This window comes from Okeania sp. (assembly GCF_983059655.1).
Genome location: NZ_CEZPJD010000082.1, coordinates 1 through 16,915 on the forward strand (window position 1 = coordinate 1; position 16,915 = coordinate 16,915).

Annotated in this window: 12 protein-coding genes; 5 read left to right on the forward strand and 7 right to left on the reverse strand. The window is 38.2% G+C overall.

All coding sequences use genetic code 11. The annotated features are described in order from the left end of the window. Positions 1 to 562: class I SAM-dependent methyltransferase (locus AC3DU7_RS07415; RefSeq protein ID WP_488038712.1), on the forward strand; the 562-nt coding region annotated here is incomplete at its 5' end. A gap of 299 nt (positions 563 to 861) precedes the next feature. Then, positions 862 to 2,205: a guanine deaminase gene (gene guaD / locus AC3DU7_RS07420; RefSeq protein WP_488038713.1), complete on the forward strand. Its 1,344-nt coding sequence runs from the start codon at positions 862 to 864 to the stop codon at positions 2,203 to 2,205. 240 nt (positions 2,206 to 2,445) lie between these two features. On the opposite strand, the gene AC3DU7_RS07425 is transcribed toward guaD, so the two are convergent. From AC3DU7_RS07425 to AC3DU7_RS07445, 5 genes are all read right to left on the reverse strand, one after another. After that, on the reverse strand, positions 2,446 to 2,583 hold the full coding sequence (locus AC3DU7_RS07425) for a hypothetical protein (protein WP_488038714.1): 138 nt from the start codon (positions 2,581 to 2,583) through the stop codon (positions 2,446 to 2,448). 144 nt (positions 2,584 to 2,727) lie between these two features. Beyond that, complete coding sequence (locus AC3DU7_RS07430) at positions 2,728 to 3,675, reverse strand: hypothetical protein (protein ID WP_488038715.1); 948 nt, start codon at positions 3,673 to 3,675, stop codon at positions 2,728 to 2,730. Positions 3,676 to 3,679: 4 nt separating this feature from the next. Then, positions 3,680 to 7,252, reverse strand: a complete 3,573-nt coding sequence (locus tag AC3DU7_RS07435; RefSeq protein WP_488038723.1) for a CHAT domain-containing protein — start codon at positions 7,250 to 7,252, stop codon at positions 3,680 to 3,682. A gap of 76 nt (positions 7,253 to 7,328) precedes the next feature. After that, a complete protein-coding gene (locus AC3DU7_RS07440; protein WP_488038716.1) occupies positions 7,329 to 9,563 on the reverse strand; it encodes a CHASE2 domain-containing protein in 2,235 nt (744 codons plus the stop codon). Between the two features lie 256 nt (positions 9,564 to 9,819). After that, positions 9,820 to 10,560 carry a DUF928 domain-containing protein gene (locus AC3DU7_RS07445; protein WP_488038717.1) on the reverse strand — a complete coding sequence of 247 codons (741 nt, stop codon included), beginning with the start codon at positions 10,558 to 10,560 and terminating at the stop codon, positions 9,820 to 9,822. 1,300 nt (positions 10,561 to 11,860) lie between these two features. Between AC3DU7_RS07445 and AC3DU7_RS07450 the strand changes: the two genes are divergently transcribed. From AC3DU7_RS07450 to AC3DU7_RS07460, 3 genes are all read left to right on the forward strand, one after another. Then, positions 11,861 to 12,073, forward strand: coding sequence for a hypothetical protein (locus AC3DU7_RS07450; protein WP_488038718.1), 213 nt, complete (start codon positions 11,861 to 11,863; stop codon positions 12,071 to 12,073). Positions 12,074 to 12,553: 480 nt separating this feature from the next. Then, complete coding sequence (locus AC3DU7_RS07455) at positions 12,554 to 13,846, forward strand: type IV pilus twitching motility protein PilT (RefSeq protein WP_488038719.1); 1,293 nt, start codon at positions 12,554 to 12,556, stop codon at positions 13,844 to 13,846. 230 nt (positions 13,847 to 14,076) lie between these two features. Then, positions 14,077 to 14,856 carry a circadian clock KaiB family protein gene (locus tag AC3DU7_RS07460; RefSeq protein ID WP_488038720.1) on the forward strand — a complete coding sequence of 260 codons (780 nt, stop codon included), beginning with the start codon at positions 14,077 to 14,079 and terminating at the stop codon, positions 14,854 to 14,856. A 157-nt stretch (positions 14,857 to 15,013) separates the two neighbouring features. Here the strand turns inward: AC3DU7_RS07460 and AC3DU7_RS07465 are convergent, their stop codons facing one another. Then, entirely contained in the window at positions 15,014 to 16,117 is a 1,104-nt protein-coding gene (locus AC3DU7_RS07465; protein ID WP_488038721.1) for an NHL repeat-containing protein, read from the reverse strand. 363 nt (positions 16,118 to 16,480) lie between these two features. After that, positions 16,481 to 16,894 carry a thioredoxin family protein gene (locus AC3DU7_RS07470; protein ID WP_488038722.1) on the reverse strand — a complete coding sequence of 138 codons (414 nt, stop codon included), beginning with the start codon at positions 16,892 to 16,894 and terminating at the stop codon, positions 16,481 to 16,483. Positions 16,895 to 16,915 lie beyond the last annotated feature (21 nt).

Genomic DNA, 16,915 nt, shown 5'->3' on the forward strand with positions numbered 1-16,915 from the left:
GACCGCTTTTTATCCCCTTAAAAGGGGAGGCGCATACCCACGATTTTTCGGTAAAGTAATTGGCATTGATATTTCACCTGGAATGATTGCTCAAGCTCAAAAAAAAGCGAATATTCTCGGTCTAAATAATCTAGAGTTTTTACTAGCTGATGCTGAAGATATTGATTTTCCTGAAAATCATTTTGAGCGGATTTTTTGTGCATCTGCATTTATTCGGATGTCCGATCTAGTTAAGTCTTTACTTCTTTGGCGTAAATTTATCAAACCAGGAGGAATTCTGGGAATTCAAGCTTTTGCTGAAACTGCCTTTGTTGGTGGAGTTATTACACAAAATATTCTGAAAAAATATGGCATTTCATATTTAATGAGTCAGCCAACTGGAACAGTTGAAAAATGTCAAAATTTACTTCAAAAAGCGAGTTTTGAGTTAATTGAAATTAAAGTTGAACAAGATGGTAATTATATTAGTTTAGAGTCAGCAAAAAAATGTGGGCTGGAAAATCTCATCCTGCACCAGGACAATACCCTCACCCTTTATCACAGCTTTCAACAGAGCAATTGAATCAAGCTAAATTAGAGTTTGAAAATGAATTAAAAGCCTTACAAACTGACCAAGGTATTTGGAATGATATTACGACTTTCTATATATATGCTCGGAAACCAAAAGTCTAGTTCCCTCTTCCTTGCAAACTTAACTCAAGTTTATCAACCCATTTTCTTCATACATAGCCTTTCCCAAGGTCGTGAGGTACAGTTATATTTTGTCTTTTTATTCCCTGTTCCCTGTTCCCTCAAGCCTAAAATTTTGTACCTCACCAGTATGGTAATTGCTATATACTCTTACAAAAATATCAGATAAAAATGAATCAAAATATTAACATCTCAGCAATCAGAGGTTCATTTCTAGATTTTGTTGCAGATCCGTTTTACTATCCAGAATTAGAAACCATTCGTTATATCTATGATGGTTTAATGATTATCTCCGGAGGCATAATTCAAGAACTAGGAGACTACGACAAATTAAAACCTAAATATCCTGAAATTCCGATTACTTCTTATCCAGGAATGATAATTTTACCAGGATTTATTGATATTCATATCCATTATCCCCAAACAGAAATAATAGCCTCCTCTAGTAAACAACTTTTGGAATGGTTAGATAAATATACTTTCCCAGTAGAAGGAAAATTTCAAGATAAAACTTACGCTCAACAAATAGCATCCTTTTTTCTCGACCAACTACTAAAAAATGGCACAACAAGTGCCTTAGTTTTAACCACAGTTTATCCTCAGTCAGTTGATGCCTTATTTGAAGCAGCGGAACCACGAAATATGCTGATAATTGCTGGTAAAATGCTTATGGATTGGAATGCTCCAAATTATTTGTTGGATACCCCAGAAACTAGCTACGAAGATAGCAAAAATTTGATTAAAAAATGGCATGGTAAAGGTAGACTTCTATACGCTATTACTCCGAGATTTGCTATTACTTCTACCCCCGAACAACTACATCTAGCTGGAGTTCTCAAACAAGAATTTCCAGATGTTTATGTACATACACATTTATCTGAACAAAAATCTGAAACTGAGAAAGTTGCCCAACTTTTTCCTAATAGTAAAGACTACTTAGATGTTTATGAAAAGTTCGGTTTAGTTAGTAATAAATCAATTTTTGCCCACGGTATTTATCTCAGTGATTCTGAATTTAATCGACTCTCACAAGCAGGTTCAACTATTGCATTTTGTCCTACTTCAAATCTATTTTTAGGCAGCGGTTTATTCCAACTACACACAGCAAAATCTCAACAAACTCCAGTAAAAATTGGTTTTGGTACAGATGTGGGGGGTGGAACTAGCTTTTCAATATTTCAAACTATGAACGATGCTTATAAAATATCTCAATTACAAGGGCAAAATTTATCTTCTTTAAAAGCTTTTTATCTGGCTACTTTAGGAGGAGCAAAATCTCTATCTCTGGAACAGAAAATTGGCAATTTTGATGTAGGAAAAGAAGCCGATTTAGTTGTGCTAGATACCAGAGTAACTCCGTTATTAAAATTGCGTAATTCTCGCAATAATTATGAATCATTAGCTGACATGATTGATGAATTATTTACCCTGATTATTTTGGGAGATGAACGAGTAGTTCAAGCTACTTATGTAGCGGGCAATTTAGTTTATGAACATAATATTATGTCCGTTTAATTAGTTATAATGGCGTTGCTGAAGAGCCTGTAAGATATTAGTCTTATAGCGCTTTTCACATGGATAGACTACAGTTAGTATGGGCAACCCAAAAGCATTTTTCTACCCCCTACTCCCTACTCCCTACTCCCTACTCCCTACTCCCTAGCCAAAAATAATTTTGTGGTCTACTCAAATGAAAAGCGCTGTAATTCTTTAGGAGTTAGGTAGGGGAGCCGTCGGATTGGCGACGTACAGGAGTCAAGAGTCAGTAGGGAAGAAATAAGAAGAAAGAATTTCACACAAAGTCCAGATTAAACCGATTAATATTTCTTTGATAGGAGTATTAGTGTTGCCATAATCTAACAATAAATCGTACATTTCTCTTGGATGCACCATAGTTTAAGTTAAAAGTTAGCTTATCTAATATCATATATTGATTAGGACTTACGCATTTTTGAGTTCTAAACACCAAATTATTATATAAGACGTTATAGTTTTGAGATATACTAATATGGTCTTGGCGTAAGTCCTATTTATATACTAGCTCATAACTTCACTTTCTTGATAACGACTGACACTAAAGACGATATAGTTATAAGGAATTAACTCTGTACGATCGCTATCTTCGACAATTTGACCAGTTTCAGAGTTGTATACCCAATCTTCCCAATCCCAGGCATTTTTATAATTTTCAGGAATTTGTACTGCAATGTAGAAACCTTCTGCAAGGCGGGGGCGTTCCGATATGTCGCTAACATCAAGACCCATCTCGAATTTCTGAACAGGTACATTTTTAGAACGTTTAGCAACCATTTTAATTAAACCAATAGCTAAGTGAGATAGGGGAAAAATTGCTAGTTGTGACATTGTAGCTGCTGCCGCTAAACCAGACCTGAAAACTGGAGACTCTAGAAAACTCAATGCTCTTTCGTCTTCTTGATTCTTAACATTCACAGTGAGACACCTGAAATCAACGCCTTCAGCATCCACATACAATGGAGCAAAAATTGGCTGATTAATAATTGCTACTTCTCCATCCTTAATTCGGTGAGTAGTATTAATATTTAGAGTTTCCCTACTGTCTAGTATTTGTGTTTGTGCTTGAAAATCAAACAAAATATAATGGGTGCCACCCCCTGGATACTTGTTAACCCCCATTTGTTCCAGGGTAATATTGATGGGATTGTTTATCAGGGTTGTATCAGCTTCAATCTCGCAAGCATCCTCGATGAGTAACTCTGTACTCTCGGAGTTTGGGGGATTGACATAGCCAAAAATATGTTGGGTATATAGCCATGGTTTGTCTAAAAAGGGCAGTAAATCTTCCGGAAGTCCGAAATCAGTCGGAGTTGTTGTTACTTTTTTTCTTGGTGCTGTTAGAGCTTTAGCAGCCTCTTCTTCCCCCACTTCCAGGAGTTTAGCCGCTGCTTCCTCTGAGGATAAGTTGCCGATGACAGGGATATCGTCGAACCAAGTTTCTGTTGGCATTTGTTTAATCTCCTTGATTTTGAATGTTTTGTTGAATTAGCTGAATTAAATTTACTGTATTCTGAATATCTGCTATAGCCCTATTTCCATAAGTTTTGTAATTCTTTAGAGCTTCTTGAGCATATAGCAAAGCATCATCAAAATAACCATCTCCGGCTAATTGAGCTGCAACATGAACCCGAGTTTGGGCTGCACCATAAAGATTACCGGATGCCTCGTGGTAGCTAATAGACTTGCGAAAGTGAGACAAAGCAAGATTTCGCTCTGTTGTATGACTGTATATAAGACCTAGTAAATCATGGGGTACTGCCAAACTATCAGGTGCATTGGCAGGAAGCAACTCGATCTGACGATTGCAAAATTTTGCAGCTTCACCAAGATAGTGAGTCAACTTTTCCTCTGCTTCTCCAATCTCCTGTGCTTCCTTGAATTTTTCATAAGCAACTGAACCCAGTTGTCCCAGGCATTTGCTACTTCCTAGGGGATCGTGTTTTTCGCAAAGCTCTAAACTACGCTTGTACCAATGTTCAGCTTGTTCTAAATTACGAATGTTAGGAATATCTGTATAAGCTCTACCCATATTGAAGGCCAACACAGCTTCAGCGGATAAGTCGTTGATGTGTTGGTATAGAGAAAGAGTTTCCTTATAGGCGACAACACAATCTGACTTACCTTGCTCCATCAAAATTATACCAAGTTGAAGTAAGGATATTCCTAAGCTGCGAATCGCATGACGTTGTACCCTATCCAAAAACTGGGATTCTATAGCGACAGCAGAAGCAGCTCGTTGGCGATTCCAATCTACACGACCCCTTTGTAAGCGCTCTGCTTCTGTCCACTTTAGTTCCTCCATGGCAATCTTAACGCGCTCTTGGGTAATGAAACTCCATTGTTCTTCACATCCAGGTCGAGGTCTGTTTGTATCTGGCTCAACTAAGTCTGGCAAAATATTATTGACCAGTTGTATTCTCTCTCTTCGTCGCCCCATGTCATTGTAGAGTGCAGTCAAACCCTGCATTGTGTTAATTACTTCAGTCCACCAGCTATTGATTTGTGCTAGCTTCATGGCAGACAATAAATTTGCCTCTTCACCAATTAATTCAAGGATGATATCACGGTTACCATTTTCATATTCTTGAGCACAGTATACTCCGAATGAGCCTTTTACTTTAACAAAAGCATAAGCAGCGAACTCAGGGTCATTCTTGGTCTGTGGCAAGTAATACCGATCAAAGAGTTTCTTAAAATACCAAGGTAGAGCAGGATGGATAATATAATAGTAACGAACAACGCCAATCAGCAATCCTATTTCAGCAGCTCTGTTAAATAAAGAAACACCAGATTCACGAGTTAAACCACGCACACTGGGAACACACCAATCCTTATCCACGTTACCCATCAAACATAATGCTCTTACATCCGCAAAACCTTGAAATAAATGTAGCAACGCCAACTGTTGCCGCTCGTGTTCATTAAAAGCTTGCTCAAACCCATAACTCAAAGAAGCACCCAAAGAACTCGATCGCCCTTCCCGCTCATCATCAATTACTCCTTCTCCCAAACGCAACTTAGCGATAAAATCTTCAATCTGCTCTTTACTCATCAACCCATAGAGTAACGCCTGACCCACTAACACCCTAATAGTCAGTGGATTACCCATGCTAAATTGCAGTAAAGGTAGCCATTCTGTCACCGCTCCTAACTCATGACCCTGCTGCTCTGCTAAAGCTCTTGCCAACTGCACCCTCTCTGGTATCAGCATTGCTGGCATAATAATGCGGTGAGGTATATCTCCCAACCATCCTTGCTCATTGCGACGGGAAGTCAGCAAAAACTTTGTCTCAGTTTCCGTTGTCACATCCTCCAAAAATTTCACCAGTTCCTGTTGCTCTGTCTCACTCCAAGCTGACTTTGTACCAGCAGGAAACCCTGCCACAGGCTCAATATTATCCCAAATCCACAATACAGACTGTTCTTTTAACACTTCCACCGCTTTATTTCGTCGTTCTTCGTCACTCAAAGCCAACCAATTAATGTCCTTCGCCTCTAGCAAATGTCTAAAAATTTGACCGATCTTATCTATTAGTCGTGCTAAAGGCATATACCACTCAAAGGAGGTAAACAAAACCCATCCTGTTACACCACCAGTCTGAGCATACCAGCGACCAAACTCAGCAGCAACTGAAGTCTTGCCATTTCCAGCATAAGAGTGGAGCAGAACAATCTTTTTAGTATCGAAAGCACGGTCAAGGGTCAATAAGGTTTCATCACGACCAAAAAAACCTGTATCTGGGTTTTTAGGCAAATCTTGGTCAAGCTTTACCTGTGTAGGTGCGGCATTATTCTGCCCAATATTAAACAATTGTTTCTCGGCTTCGGGAAATGTTGGGAAAAGAGCTATAGGTGTAACTTCATATACTATAGGAACTGTCCAATCTTGTAACTTCTGTGTTTTAGAGGTAATCTTGATTTCCCGTATCTGTTCAGTGTTTAACTGCTTACGCCCTTGAGTAACAGCTTCACCAAGGGTTTGACCTTGAGCCAGAGCTGCATAGAGGTCAGTCACAAATTGAGCAGCGGTAACAACGTACAAGTTGTAGCGCATTGCTATTACACCCGCAACCCCTGCATTCATTACCTCTTGTGCCAGAGTTTCATAAGCCTGAGCCTTTTGATCCACCAGAGTTTTACCAGGTTCTGTAGGAACCTCTGCATAAGCAGACCGACAAGCATTTAGTAGTAACAAGGATACTCCCGTTTTTTTCAGCAACTTGCCCAACCTTTTCCCCGGTATCCGTTCTTTTTTGTCTTGAAAATCAGGGTTCTCAAATATCAAATAACCCTGCATCTTTGATGAAGTTAAAGGTCCATATCCCCCATGTCCGTCAAAATGAACAATATCATAGGGTTTACCATCTTTTTGAGCTTGTTGCAGCACTGATTTCAAGCGATCGTAGCTCGGAGGCCGCAATACGTCTAATTGAAATATCTCTCTACCGCTCTCAGTCAACCCCTTAATCAATTTAGTTGCCACAGAACGAAAAGCTACGTCGCTCTCTCCACCAGGGCGACAAATAACCAACAGAATCCGAATCTTGTCTCCAGATGGTTTGGGAATCTGAGATTCTAGTACTTCTCTATCTGGTTTGCGGACAAAAGCTTGAGCAGCTAAGGCCAGGGGTATATTAGTTTTAGGGTCGCGCATCAACTCCCAGGGAATAGCCGTTGCCTCTCTGACACCAGTAATAATCTCTACGCGAGTTTCATTAAGGCGATCGCGCACTTCTTCCCAGATTAGGCCAGTGTCCGAGTTGCTGCGAAACACCTTCTCGAACAGTTCTATCCCTATTTCTGCCATACGCTGTTCAATCTTAGCTGCAATTTTGGGCGCAGGTTCTTGAGGATATTGCAGGAAATCTTCAAGATACCAACGAATATTTTCCTGCTCTTGATCCTTGACTTGGAACACAAAATATGATAGGTACTCTTGAATTTTGCTGCTTCTTTCCAAGGCCACTTTAACAGAATAAGAGTCAGACTGACTGTCCACCTCTTGAGTAAGTCGGAGTGTAAACATCAACTTTTACTGTAGTTAGCTTATACAAAAATTTCTTCAATTTTCCCGATTTATTTTCCGGATTTAGAAATAACCACTAACTTTGCAGCGATTTATACAAAGATTCTAATTTAGCAGAAACATCTGGCGGTTTAGCCGTAAAATGAATATAAAAATTTCCATTTCCTGCTTTTTTCTCTAAAACCTTGCCATAAACATCCTCACTTTCTACTCCATCCCAGAGAAAATTAAGCTTAATATTAATCAAAGCTGATGGCAGTTCATCTCGTGTTTGCATGCACTGAATTTCTGCTTCTTTTTCTGATAGTTTGATTAAACTTCCCTTTTGCAAACAATCACCGACATTTTTACCGTCTAAAACTACATAATTTAAAGATATTGGTTCTGTAAGTGGTAGATAATGTTCTTCTTCCTTTGTCAAAAATAAATTATATTTACCATCAATACCAGCAACATCATAAATAGTAATTGGTTTTTTAACTCCTTTTGGCATTACTTCTTTTTCATCATTAATTTTAATTATCAGTCCCACTTCATTTAAAGTTGTCTCAGAAATTAAAATTTGACCACCTGTAGTATAAGATTCAATCCGATAAGTTAAATTTACCTGACTACCTACAACACCATATTTTGTCCGTTTATCAGAGCCAATATTACCAACAACAACCTCTCCAGTATTAATACCAATTCCCATTTCTAATGGTGGTAAACCCCATTCTTTCATCTGTTTATTGACAGGTTTCATTGCTAATTGCATATCAATAGCACAAGCAATAGCTCTTACCGGGTCATCTTCTCGAGTTATAGGAGCACCGAATAAAACCAAAATTCCATCTCCCATAAATTCATCAATAGTTCCCTGATACTTAGTAATTACATCTGCCATATATCCCAGATAAAAGTTAAGAATTTTCACAACTTCTTCTGGTGTTATACGTTCTGATGTGGCAGTAAATCCTCTTAAATCAGAAGTTAAAATTGTGATATTTCGGCGTTCGCCTCCTAACCTTAATCCTTCAGGACTTTCTAATAAAGTAGCTACTACTTCATCAGTTAAATAACGACCAAAAGTTTTGCGAATATCTTGTGCAGTACGAGCAATATAAGCTGTAATTGTAACTGCTGACATACTCATACCTAAAAACGCTGGAATTACCGGTAACCACAAATTCAAAACAAAAGCAATATAGGTGCTAGCAAATAAAACTACACCTGCAACCAACATTGTAATTACTTTCCAAATAGAAAAATAGCTAACACCACCAGCAGTACGCCATTTCCAAGTTGTCGCTGCCCCCACTAAAGACCAGAATAAAATCCACATCCACTCAAGAGGTTCTGCCCAAACCTGAATCAGAGGACGACCATCGGTAGCAGAACTAATTAGTTGACTTATGAGATTAGCATGAACTTCTACCCCACTCATGGGTTCTAGAGTTGAAACTAAGTTACTACTGTGGGGGGTAGAAAATAAATCATTAAAGCCTTCACTGACTGCTCCAATCAAGATGATGCGATCGCGACCCCAATCAGGCGGGACTTTGTCTTCGAGAATATCCATCATGGAAACAACTTCAAAGTAGCGACTCGGCCCCCGATAGTTTAAAAGCATGAGATAACCACCAGCGTCTGCCCTTATATAACCACCATCAAAGGCTTCAAATGGCTTGATTATTGTCTTTCCTAGTTGAAATTTGTCACCATCAATTTTCTCGAGACTAATACCTAAATTATCTAAGTAACGCAAAGCAATATGAGAAGCAAAACTCCAGACATTTTCCCCATTTTGCAGTGTGACATATAAATAGCCTCGTCGAATTTTTTTATCTGGGTCTACTTTTACATCATTAGCGCCTGCCTGATTTTTAGCTTCCAGAGCTGGTGGTGCTTCTATTACGTCATTTTGCCTTTCCCCTACTACTTTTTTAATCCCTACCAAGTTGGGGGTAGACTCAAATACTTTCACTAAGTCCTGATGGCCAGGCTCTACAGGTAAGTCTCGATAAATGTCTAAACCAATAACTTCTGGCTCCATTGCTTTTAATTTATTCAGCAATTTCGCATGAATAGCGTCAGGAAAAATTGGCTGCCCAATTGCTCTGACATCATCTTCATTAATACCTACAATCGCTATACGATTGTCTGGACTCTCCAAAGGCCGCAATCGCATATATTGGTCATAAGTTGCCCATTCCCAAGCTTGTAGTAAACCAAGAAAACGCATTAGGATTACTAACCCTGTGACGGCGGGGGCGGTAATCCATACACCATACCACTGAGAAAAAAAATTCTTGCATTTATTCCATAACATTTGTGTTAGCTGCTTTGTAGAAATTAAAAATTTTTGGGGGTAGTTCAATAATTAACAATTACCTCTCCTTGAAAACGGATAGGATTGACTCAAAGGAAAATCTTTTCTTGTTTCTCCTTTAAAGGAGAGGGTTTAAACCTTAATTATTCTGTAAAAAAAACAGAGCCATTTGCTCGCCTTTACCATAAAATCAATTCAGATGTAGTTTAACAGACTCAACCTAGTTACTTAGCAGCTATTTCAATGCTAATTTAATTTATTCTTCTACTTGTTTATCTTCTACTTGACAGCAGGGTGCAAATGGTTCGGAAGCAATCTCGTCTAATCCTACCGACTTTAGTAATTCCTCCCACTCTTTAGGGTTAGAATTGCGTAATTCGGCCACGGTAGCGATTGTTTCATTCCAAATTTTTGCTTTTGCATATATCTCTGCTTGTTCGAGGGGAGTAGCATCTTTTAAGCTATTTTCTAAGTCTGAACTGATTTCTACTTTTTTGACAATTCCTTCAATATATTTGTCACCACTGCGATCCCATTCATCACAAATCATCGCAAATGTCCAAGTATATTCTTTATTAGTTGTCAAACTTACTTTTTTTGGCAGGGCAAGTTTCACAATACCAGAAGTCTCGGAAATATCTAATTTAGTTGAATAGATGCTATTACCTGATTTATCAGTTATTTCAAATTCTGCTGACTTTACTTCGTGTTCGGGAACATATACGAAAAACTTGGGATGATCGGCAACTGTTGTTGCTACATTATCTCCAGGCATTAAGGCTATCAACTTGCTTTGACTAAGATCGCAGACTCCACGACTACCCCCACCTCTTGTTTTTCCTGAACTTGCCCTTTGTGGCCCAGAAGGAAATTCTACACTAATCAGTAATTCTGCGGTTGACTGTGCTTGTACTAGATGCGCGCCTGAAAAAGTTACAATTATTGGGGATGTAGCTAAAGCCAAAAGTCCCCAAAACTTGATATTTTGCCTCCCCATAATCAATCATATCTCCTTTTTTTGATATTTTTACTATACCTGTAATCCTAACATACCTCTAAATAAGTTTTTATCGGTGTCTTAGTTTACTTCAAACTTTTAATTATTTATCTTTTATAGATTATTACTGATAGTTAATCTGATATGCAGTTTGATGTTTATAAATTAAGTGAGTATAGTTAGGGAAAAGAAGAGAGTCAAGGAAGATAGGGCAGAAAAAACTTTTTTCAACGTTAATTAAGAGGACATGATATAATAAATTATATCTATTGCTAATCATACAGATATAATCACAAAAAATATTTACGCTATATCTTGCAATAGAGGAGTGAGAAGATAAAATTTTTATTACAATTTGTTTTTAGATATATTAAATTCAAGTTATCAATATCAGCAAATTATCTTTGGGGAACGATCGCTTCTACGAGATACTTTTTCATGATTCTCGAGTAATATTATACAGCGTTTATTCTTGAAATGAGGTAAATTTTTTTATTTTTAAAGAACAGATAGTCTAGAAATGTATCATACACATTGCGTATTTTTGGGAAAATTATTATATTTACCGAAATTGGATTTGATATATTTGATATATAAGTAAGGGATGATGAGAAAGTAAATCTCAAAAAGAGGTGAGGGGATAGGCAAACTAATGAAACATAATCATTAAGTAAGACAAAATAGAACAACATTTAGGAAAATTTAGATTTGTTGGTGTAGTTATCATGGAGTCGGTCTTCTCCTTTGAAAAAGCTGGCATGGCAAACGGAGCATTCTGGAGCAGAAACGCTGATTGCTGACAGCTTCTTTAACTGATGAGCGATCGATAACATCTTTAAATATTGAGTTAATTAACAATCTCTCACAAAAATTTTCAACTATAATCTGTTTTTTTAGGAGACGTTTTATACATAAAAGTTGTTAGTAGTTTATACAAAAATTGTCTACTTATCTGGCCTCTGTTTCTGAATAGTCCCAACCTGACGATCGAGATAGTTAAGGTACTCTATATGAATACATCTTTTTATTTGGGCTAAGTATATACTCTAGCTTGAAGGTGGTAATGCTAAAGTTATTTTTCTTGAAGTGAAAAACGGTAAATACTTTTCATCTCTTCTCTGAGCTTAGGCTAGTAATTATTACTCAAAGCCATTGAAATTTTTAGTCTGTCGATTGAGCAACCTGACATTTACAGTAGCAGATTTAAGAAAGAGGTAGCATGACTATTTTATTATTAAAACAACTCGGTTTGATTTCTTTTATACCTATATTTTTAATCATATTTTTTGAGCATCCTTCTTTGTCAAAAAATTACACTCAAAATCAAAAGTTATCAGATAATGAAGCCAACAATATATTAAAACTAAACAAGTCTCAATCTACTAAACTGCAAAATCAACCTCCTAATAAATATCTAAAAAATAGAATAGAAGTATCTGAAGATGGATGTATAATTAAAAACTTGAGGTTAAGAAATGGTATCAATATCAAAATCAGACAAAATTGTAATTAAGTAAAAGTTTTAAAAATCAAGTTTGAACAAGGAGTCAGGAGTCAGGAGAAATAGAAATCATAGAGGAGGTAGGAAGAAGAGTTGTACCAAAATTGTTCTGCCTTTGTCTGCCCTCAATACTAACATGCATGAATTTTTTAGACCAAAAAGCCAGCACTTTTTTCGCTCCAAAAAAGCTAAAACCTTTATCAGTCAATGCTTTAATATTTAATCGGCAAGCCCTAATTATTAATTGTTAATTATTAATTGTTGAACGGTGATTATTAAAGTATGGAAAACTCAAAGAATGCTCTAGTAAAAGTAATTCCAAAAAGCAAGACTTAACAGTAAATTCAAGTAGACAAGAAATCTTTTTAAGGCTAATGTTGTTGATATCCAAAAAATAATTAAATATTTTAAATACTGCTCATTTTGACTTGCCGTTAGAATTAGAATATATTTATTGACTGCAATATCCTAATTCAGCAAGGTAATGCAACTATGACACAAAAACCACCACCTCGTCCCCCAGCTCCCCGTCCTCCAGGCCGTGGTTTACCGCGTCCTCCAGCTCCACCTAGTCCACCAGCAGCAAGAAGACCGCCAACATCTCCTCCACCTTCTTCCAATCCACCAGTATCATCAACATCTGTTTCTCAAGAACTAATTCCTCCAACGGAAACCGCACCAGTACTTCAAATGGCAACTCCTGGTGGTCCACAACTTGGTTCTGGACAAATACCGCTGACCGATATTGTCCGGCGAGCTAACGAAGAAGGTGTTTCAGATGTTCATGCAGGGGTGAAAGAAATACCACGGTTTCGCAAACGTGGAGACCTTCTACCCCTTGAATATCCAGAAACTGACTTGAACACCTTTATGTTTTGGTTGCGAGAAATTCTTACAGATGAAGAAATTCGGGCATTCCAAGAACGTCTTGACTTTGATGGTGCTGCTGACTTGGGTTTTGTACGGATTAGGATTAGCTTGTTTGACTCTCTTGCAGGTCCAGCGATGGTTTTACGACTGATTGGATCTAAAATCCTGACTATGGAGCAACTTAAATTGCCAGAAGTCTTCAAGAAAGTCTGCCATTACCATAAAGGGTTAATTTTGGTGACCGGACCTACAGGTTCTGGTAAGTCCACCTCCATGGCGGCGATGATTGATTATATGAATAATACTTTTCCTTATCATGTCATCACTATTGAAGACCCTGTAGAATTTGTCCATGAAAGCCGAAAATGTTTGATCAAGCACCGGGAAGTAGGTAGACATACTCTAAAATTCTTCAATGCTCTTAAAGGCGCTCTCCGTCAAGACCCTGATTTAATGTTAGTAGGGGAAATTCGAGATAAGGAAACGGTGGGAATTGCGATTAAAGCTGCTTCTACAGGACACTTGGTGATGGGAACATTGCACACCAACAGTGCCATCAAGACTCTGACTCGTATTTTGGATATGTTTTCTGCTGAGGAGCAACCGGCGATTAAATTAGCTCTTTCAGAAATCCTGGTAGCAATTATTGCTCAGTTGTTGTGTAAAACTACTGATGGTAAGCGAGCAGCTTTCCATGACATTTTGATTAATACTGATGTAATTAAGGAATATATTATTAAAGACCAGTATGAAGAGATTAACCAAATTATGCTCAAAGATACTTATGAAGGTATGACTACCATGAATAGGTCTTTGTTTGAGCTTTACCAAGAAGGTCGAATTACAGAAGAAACAGCAATAGATCAATCCCCTTATCCAAATGAAATGGCTCAGATGTTACGAGGTAGAATTTAAAAAGATTGTGAAGTTTTAAATTTTAACAAAAACAGCGGGAAGTCCAGCGCTCTCCCAAAGGGGAACGTCGTATGGGATAACGACCCATGTTATAATAGAAAAAACAGGGGGAGGGCATCACCTCTGTATAAACAGCGATTCCTTTGCGAGTTGAAGAATCCCGTGGTGTCGCGTAAGCACGAGCGGCGGGAGTATGTCAAAAGTCTGTAGTCGATCCTACATTGATTTTCTTGAAACCAGCTCCAGAAAAATTCCCCCTGTTGTTCAAGGGTATTGCCTTGTTTACACCTGGGGGAGACTTAATTTATTGTATAGACCCAAGTAAACAAAATCGATGGCATCTACACCTCTGTGTGGAGCTACAAGAAATATTGGGGTTATCAGAACCACCTCATTTCTTAATACCAGGATACACTGCAACTATTGATAGATGGCTAGACCATAGTACTCAAGAAGTCCAAGTTTCTGCTGAAGCTTATGCTCCAGTCTTAAGATATCAGGTATTACTTAATGCCATTTTTAAGACTGATAACTTGATTTGGCAACCTGCTCCTTGGTCAGAGGAATTTTGTAATCCAATGGTAATTTCTACTCATTATGACCAGTTTTCTCAACTTTGGGAAAATCATGACCTTGTTGTACATATTGAGCAGCAAGAGTTTAATCTGGACTCAACTCCAGAGGAAGTTTTGACTTCCAGTCTCGATATACAACCAGAAAAACCAATAGTTCAAGGGTATGTTCTCCGGTTATTTGTATCGGGTAATAGTATTGTCACTGAGCGTGCTCTGAAGAGTCTCCACCAAATATTGGAACAGTCTCTTTCTCATCCTTATACTTTGAAAGTAATAGATGTGTTGCAACATCCCGAACAAGCTGAGGCAGATCAAATTACTGCTACTCCTACCCTGATTAGGGTTTGGCCTCTACCTGTGCGGAGAATTGTTGGGGAATTTAATGATGTGGAAAAAATTCTTAAGTTGTTGGAAGTTGCTAATTCTAGATTTTAATAGTTTTGTGGAATGGGCATCTTGGCCGTTCGCAGGCAGGATACCTACCCCACTTAATATCCTAAATTCCGCCACTCAGCAATGTCGAAGGAAAGGTTAGGTAAAGATAAAAAGCTATAAAACTCAGACAACGTAAAATTTTTCCTTCTTCCTTCTGCTATAAACAGACATCAGGAGCACATAAACCTGGAAAATTTACGGTTGTGACTTCCAAGGTATCTAGCTCTACTTTGCGGATAATACAATTATTGGTATCTGCAATAAATAAATGTTGTGCGATCGCACTTAATCCTGATGGCTCAAAAAATTGACAGTTGATACCTTGTCCATCTTGATTACCTGCTGTGCCATTTCCCAACATGGTAAGGCATAAACCTGCGTGATATTCTACCCGCTTAATTTTGTGATTATAGGTATCAGCAACCCAGACATAATTTTGGGTATATTCTATTCCCAAGCAATGTTGTAGCAAAACTTCTGAACCTTGGCCATCTTTGTCTCCAAAGCCAAATAGTCCGCCACTACCACAGATAGTCCGTACTTTTGGCTGCCTAGTAATACCTACTGCCCGAATTGAACTAATTTCACTATCCGCCACAAATAATTCGTTGCCATCCGTACTAATGCCACTGGGTTGAGCAAAAGCAGACTCTGTCAGAGAGCCATCTACACAAGCTTCTGCACCGATCCCTGCATAAGTACTAATCATCCCAGTATCAAGTTGCAACAGCCAAATTTGATGGGAACCTGCCATAGCAATAAAAATGCGATCGCCTACCTTTTCCACATCCCAAGGTGAATTAAGTCTAGTTTCTCTAGCGACTCCACTATGAGGTGAAATTTGATAACTTTTTTCTCCAGTACCTGCAATAGTTTCCACCTGCTGAGTTGGAAAATCAATTTTACGTAAAGCATAATTTTCTGTATCGGCAACATATAAAACTTGATTCTTGGCATCAAAAGTCATTCCTTGGGGAGCAAAAAATTGAGCTTCAGAAAATGAACCATTAATTAATCCTGCTTTCCCACTACCAATAATATGCAAAACCTCGCCCTCAAGAGTACTAACAACAATACGATGATGCCCTGAGTCAGCGACAAATAATTGATTAGTATCACTATCAGCAAGAACTTTACCTGGAAAAGCCAAAGGTGTAGTCAAAGGTTGCTTTTGTTTTTCTAGAATTGAGCTAATTTCACTAAAATTAATAGTGCCTTTGTCTTGATGTTCTTCTCTCAACTTACCAATAATTTCATCCAAGACATGACGTTTACCGAAAAATTGGGTTTAAAGCCTTGCCCTTTTAGGGCAACTTTACGTTATACTTATAGAAGCGGCAAAGGTATTCAACCGCTCTAAAAACCTAGCTACTAATCGTAGCACATTATCACCTTGAAAACTAAAGTTATGGGGTTTTGCACAGGAATGCTTGTGCATGGAAAAGCTTTAAGCATCAAGTACCAGATTTGAGGTTTTAACTGTACCGTAGGGCATACGGGAACAGGCTCTTGAAATAGAGCAAACGCTTGGGGAGAGAACCATCTCTGGGCTAGGTATCGCAAGGTAATTAGTTTAAGTGGACTCGGTGAACCAAGAATCCTGGTTTCAGGAGAATCTCCGCGCCTAACAGCCGGAGAGTATGTCAACTTCACCAGAAACAGACCCCACTACATACCCTTCTGGATCAATAATTTTGAAAGTCGGCCATGCACGAACAGCATATTGTTGCCAAACTCTCGATCCACTGTCCACTAAAACAGGATGTCCAATGTCGTAGCGGAGGATAGCTTGGCGGACATTTTCCACATCTTTCTCATTCTCGAATTTTGCTGAGTGGACACCGATAACAGTGAGACTATCTGGATATTTTTGTTCTAGGAATTTTAGGTCTGGCAGAACGTGGAGGCAATTAATGCAACAGTAAGTCCAGAAGTCGAGGATAACCACTCGTCCTTTTAGAGATTCGAGGGATAGGGGTTTGTCTGTATTTAGCCAGGGATAATTTTGGGGTAGTTTAGGCGCTCTGATACGGGACATAACAATTAATAATTAATAATT

Coding starts and splice junctions, on each gene's coding strand:
- guaD (WP_488038713.1), top strand. CDS start 862: ATGAATCAAAATATTAACATCTCAGCAATCAGAGGTTCATTTCTAGAT.
- AC3DU7_RS07425 (WP_488038714.1), bottom strand. CDS start 2,583: ATGGTGCATCCAAGAGAAATGTACGATTTATTGTTAGATTATGGCAAC.
- AC3DU7_RS07430 (WP_488038715.1), bottom strand. CDS start 3,675: ATGCCAACAGAAACTTGGTTCGACGATATCCCTGTCATCGGCAACTTA.
- AC3DU7_RS07435 (WP_488038723.1), bottom strand. CDS start 7,252: ATGTTTACACTCCGACTTACTCAAGAGGTGGACAGTCAGTCTGACTCT.
- AC3DU7_RS07440 (WP_488038716.1), bottom strand. CDS start 9,563: ATGTTATGGAATAAATGCAAGAATTTTTTTTCTCAGTGGTATGGTGTA.
- AC3DU7_RS07445 (WP_488038717.1), bottom strand. CDS start 10,560: ATGGGGAGGCAAAATATCAAGTTTTGGGGACTTTTGGCTTTAGCTACA.
- AC3DU7_RS07455 (WP_488038719.1), top strand. CDS start 12,554: ATGACACAAAAACCACCACCTCGTCCCCCAGCTCCCCGTCCTCCAGGC.
- AC3DU7_RS07470 (WP_488038722.1), bottom strand. CDS start 16,894: ATGTCCCGTATCAGAGCGCCTAAACTACCCCAAAATTATCCCTGGCTA.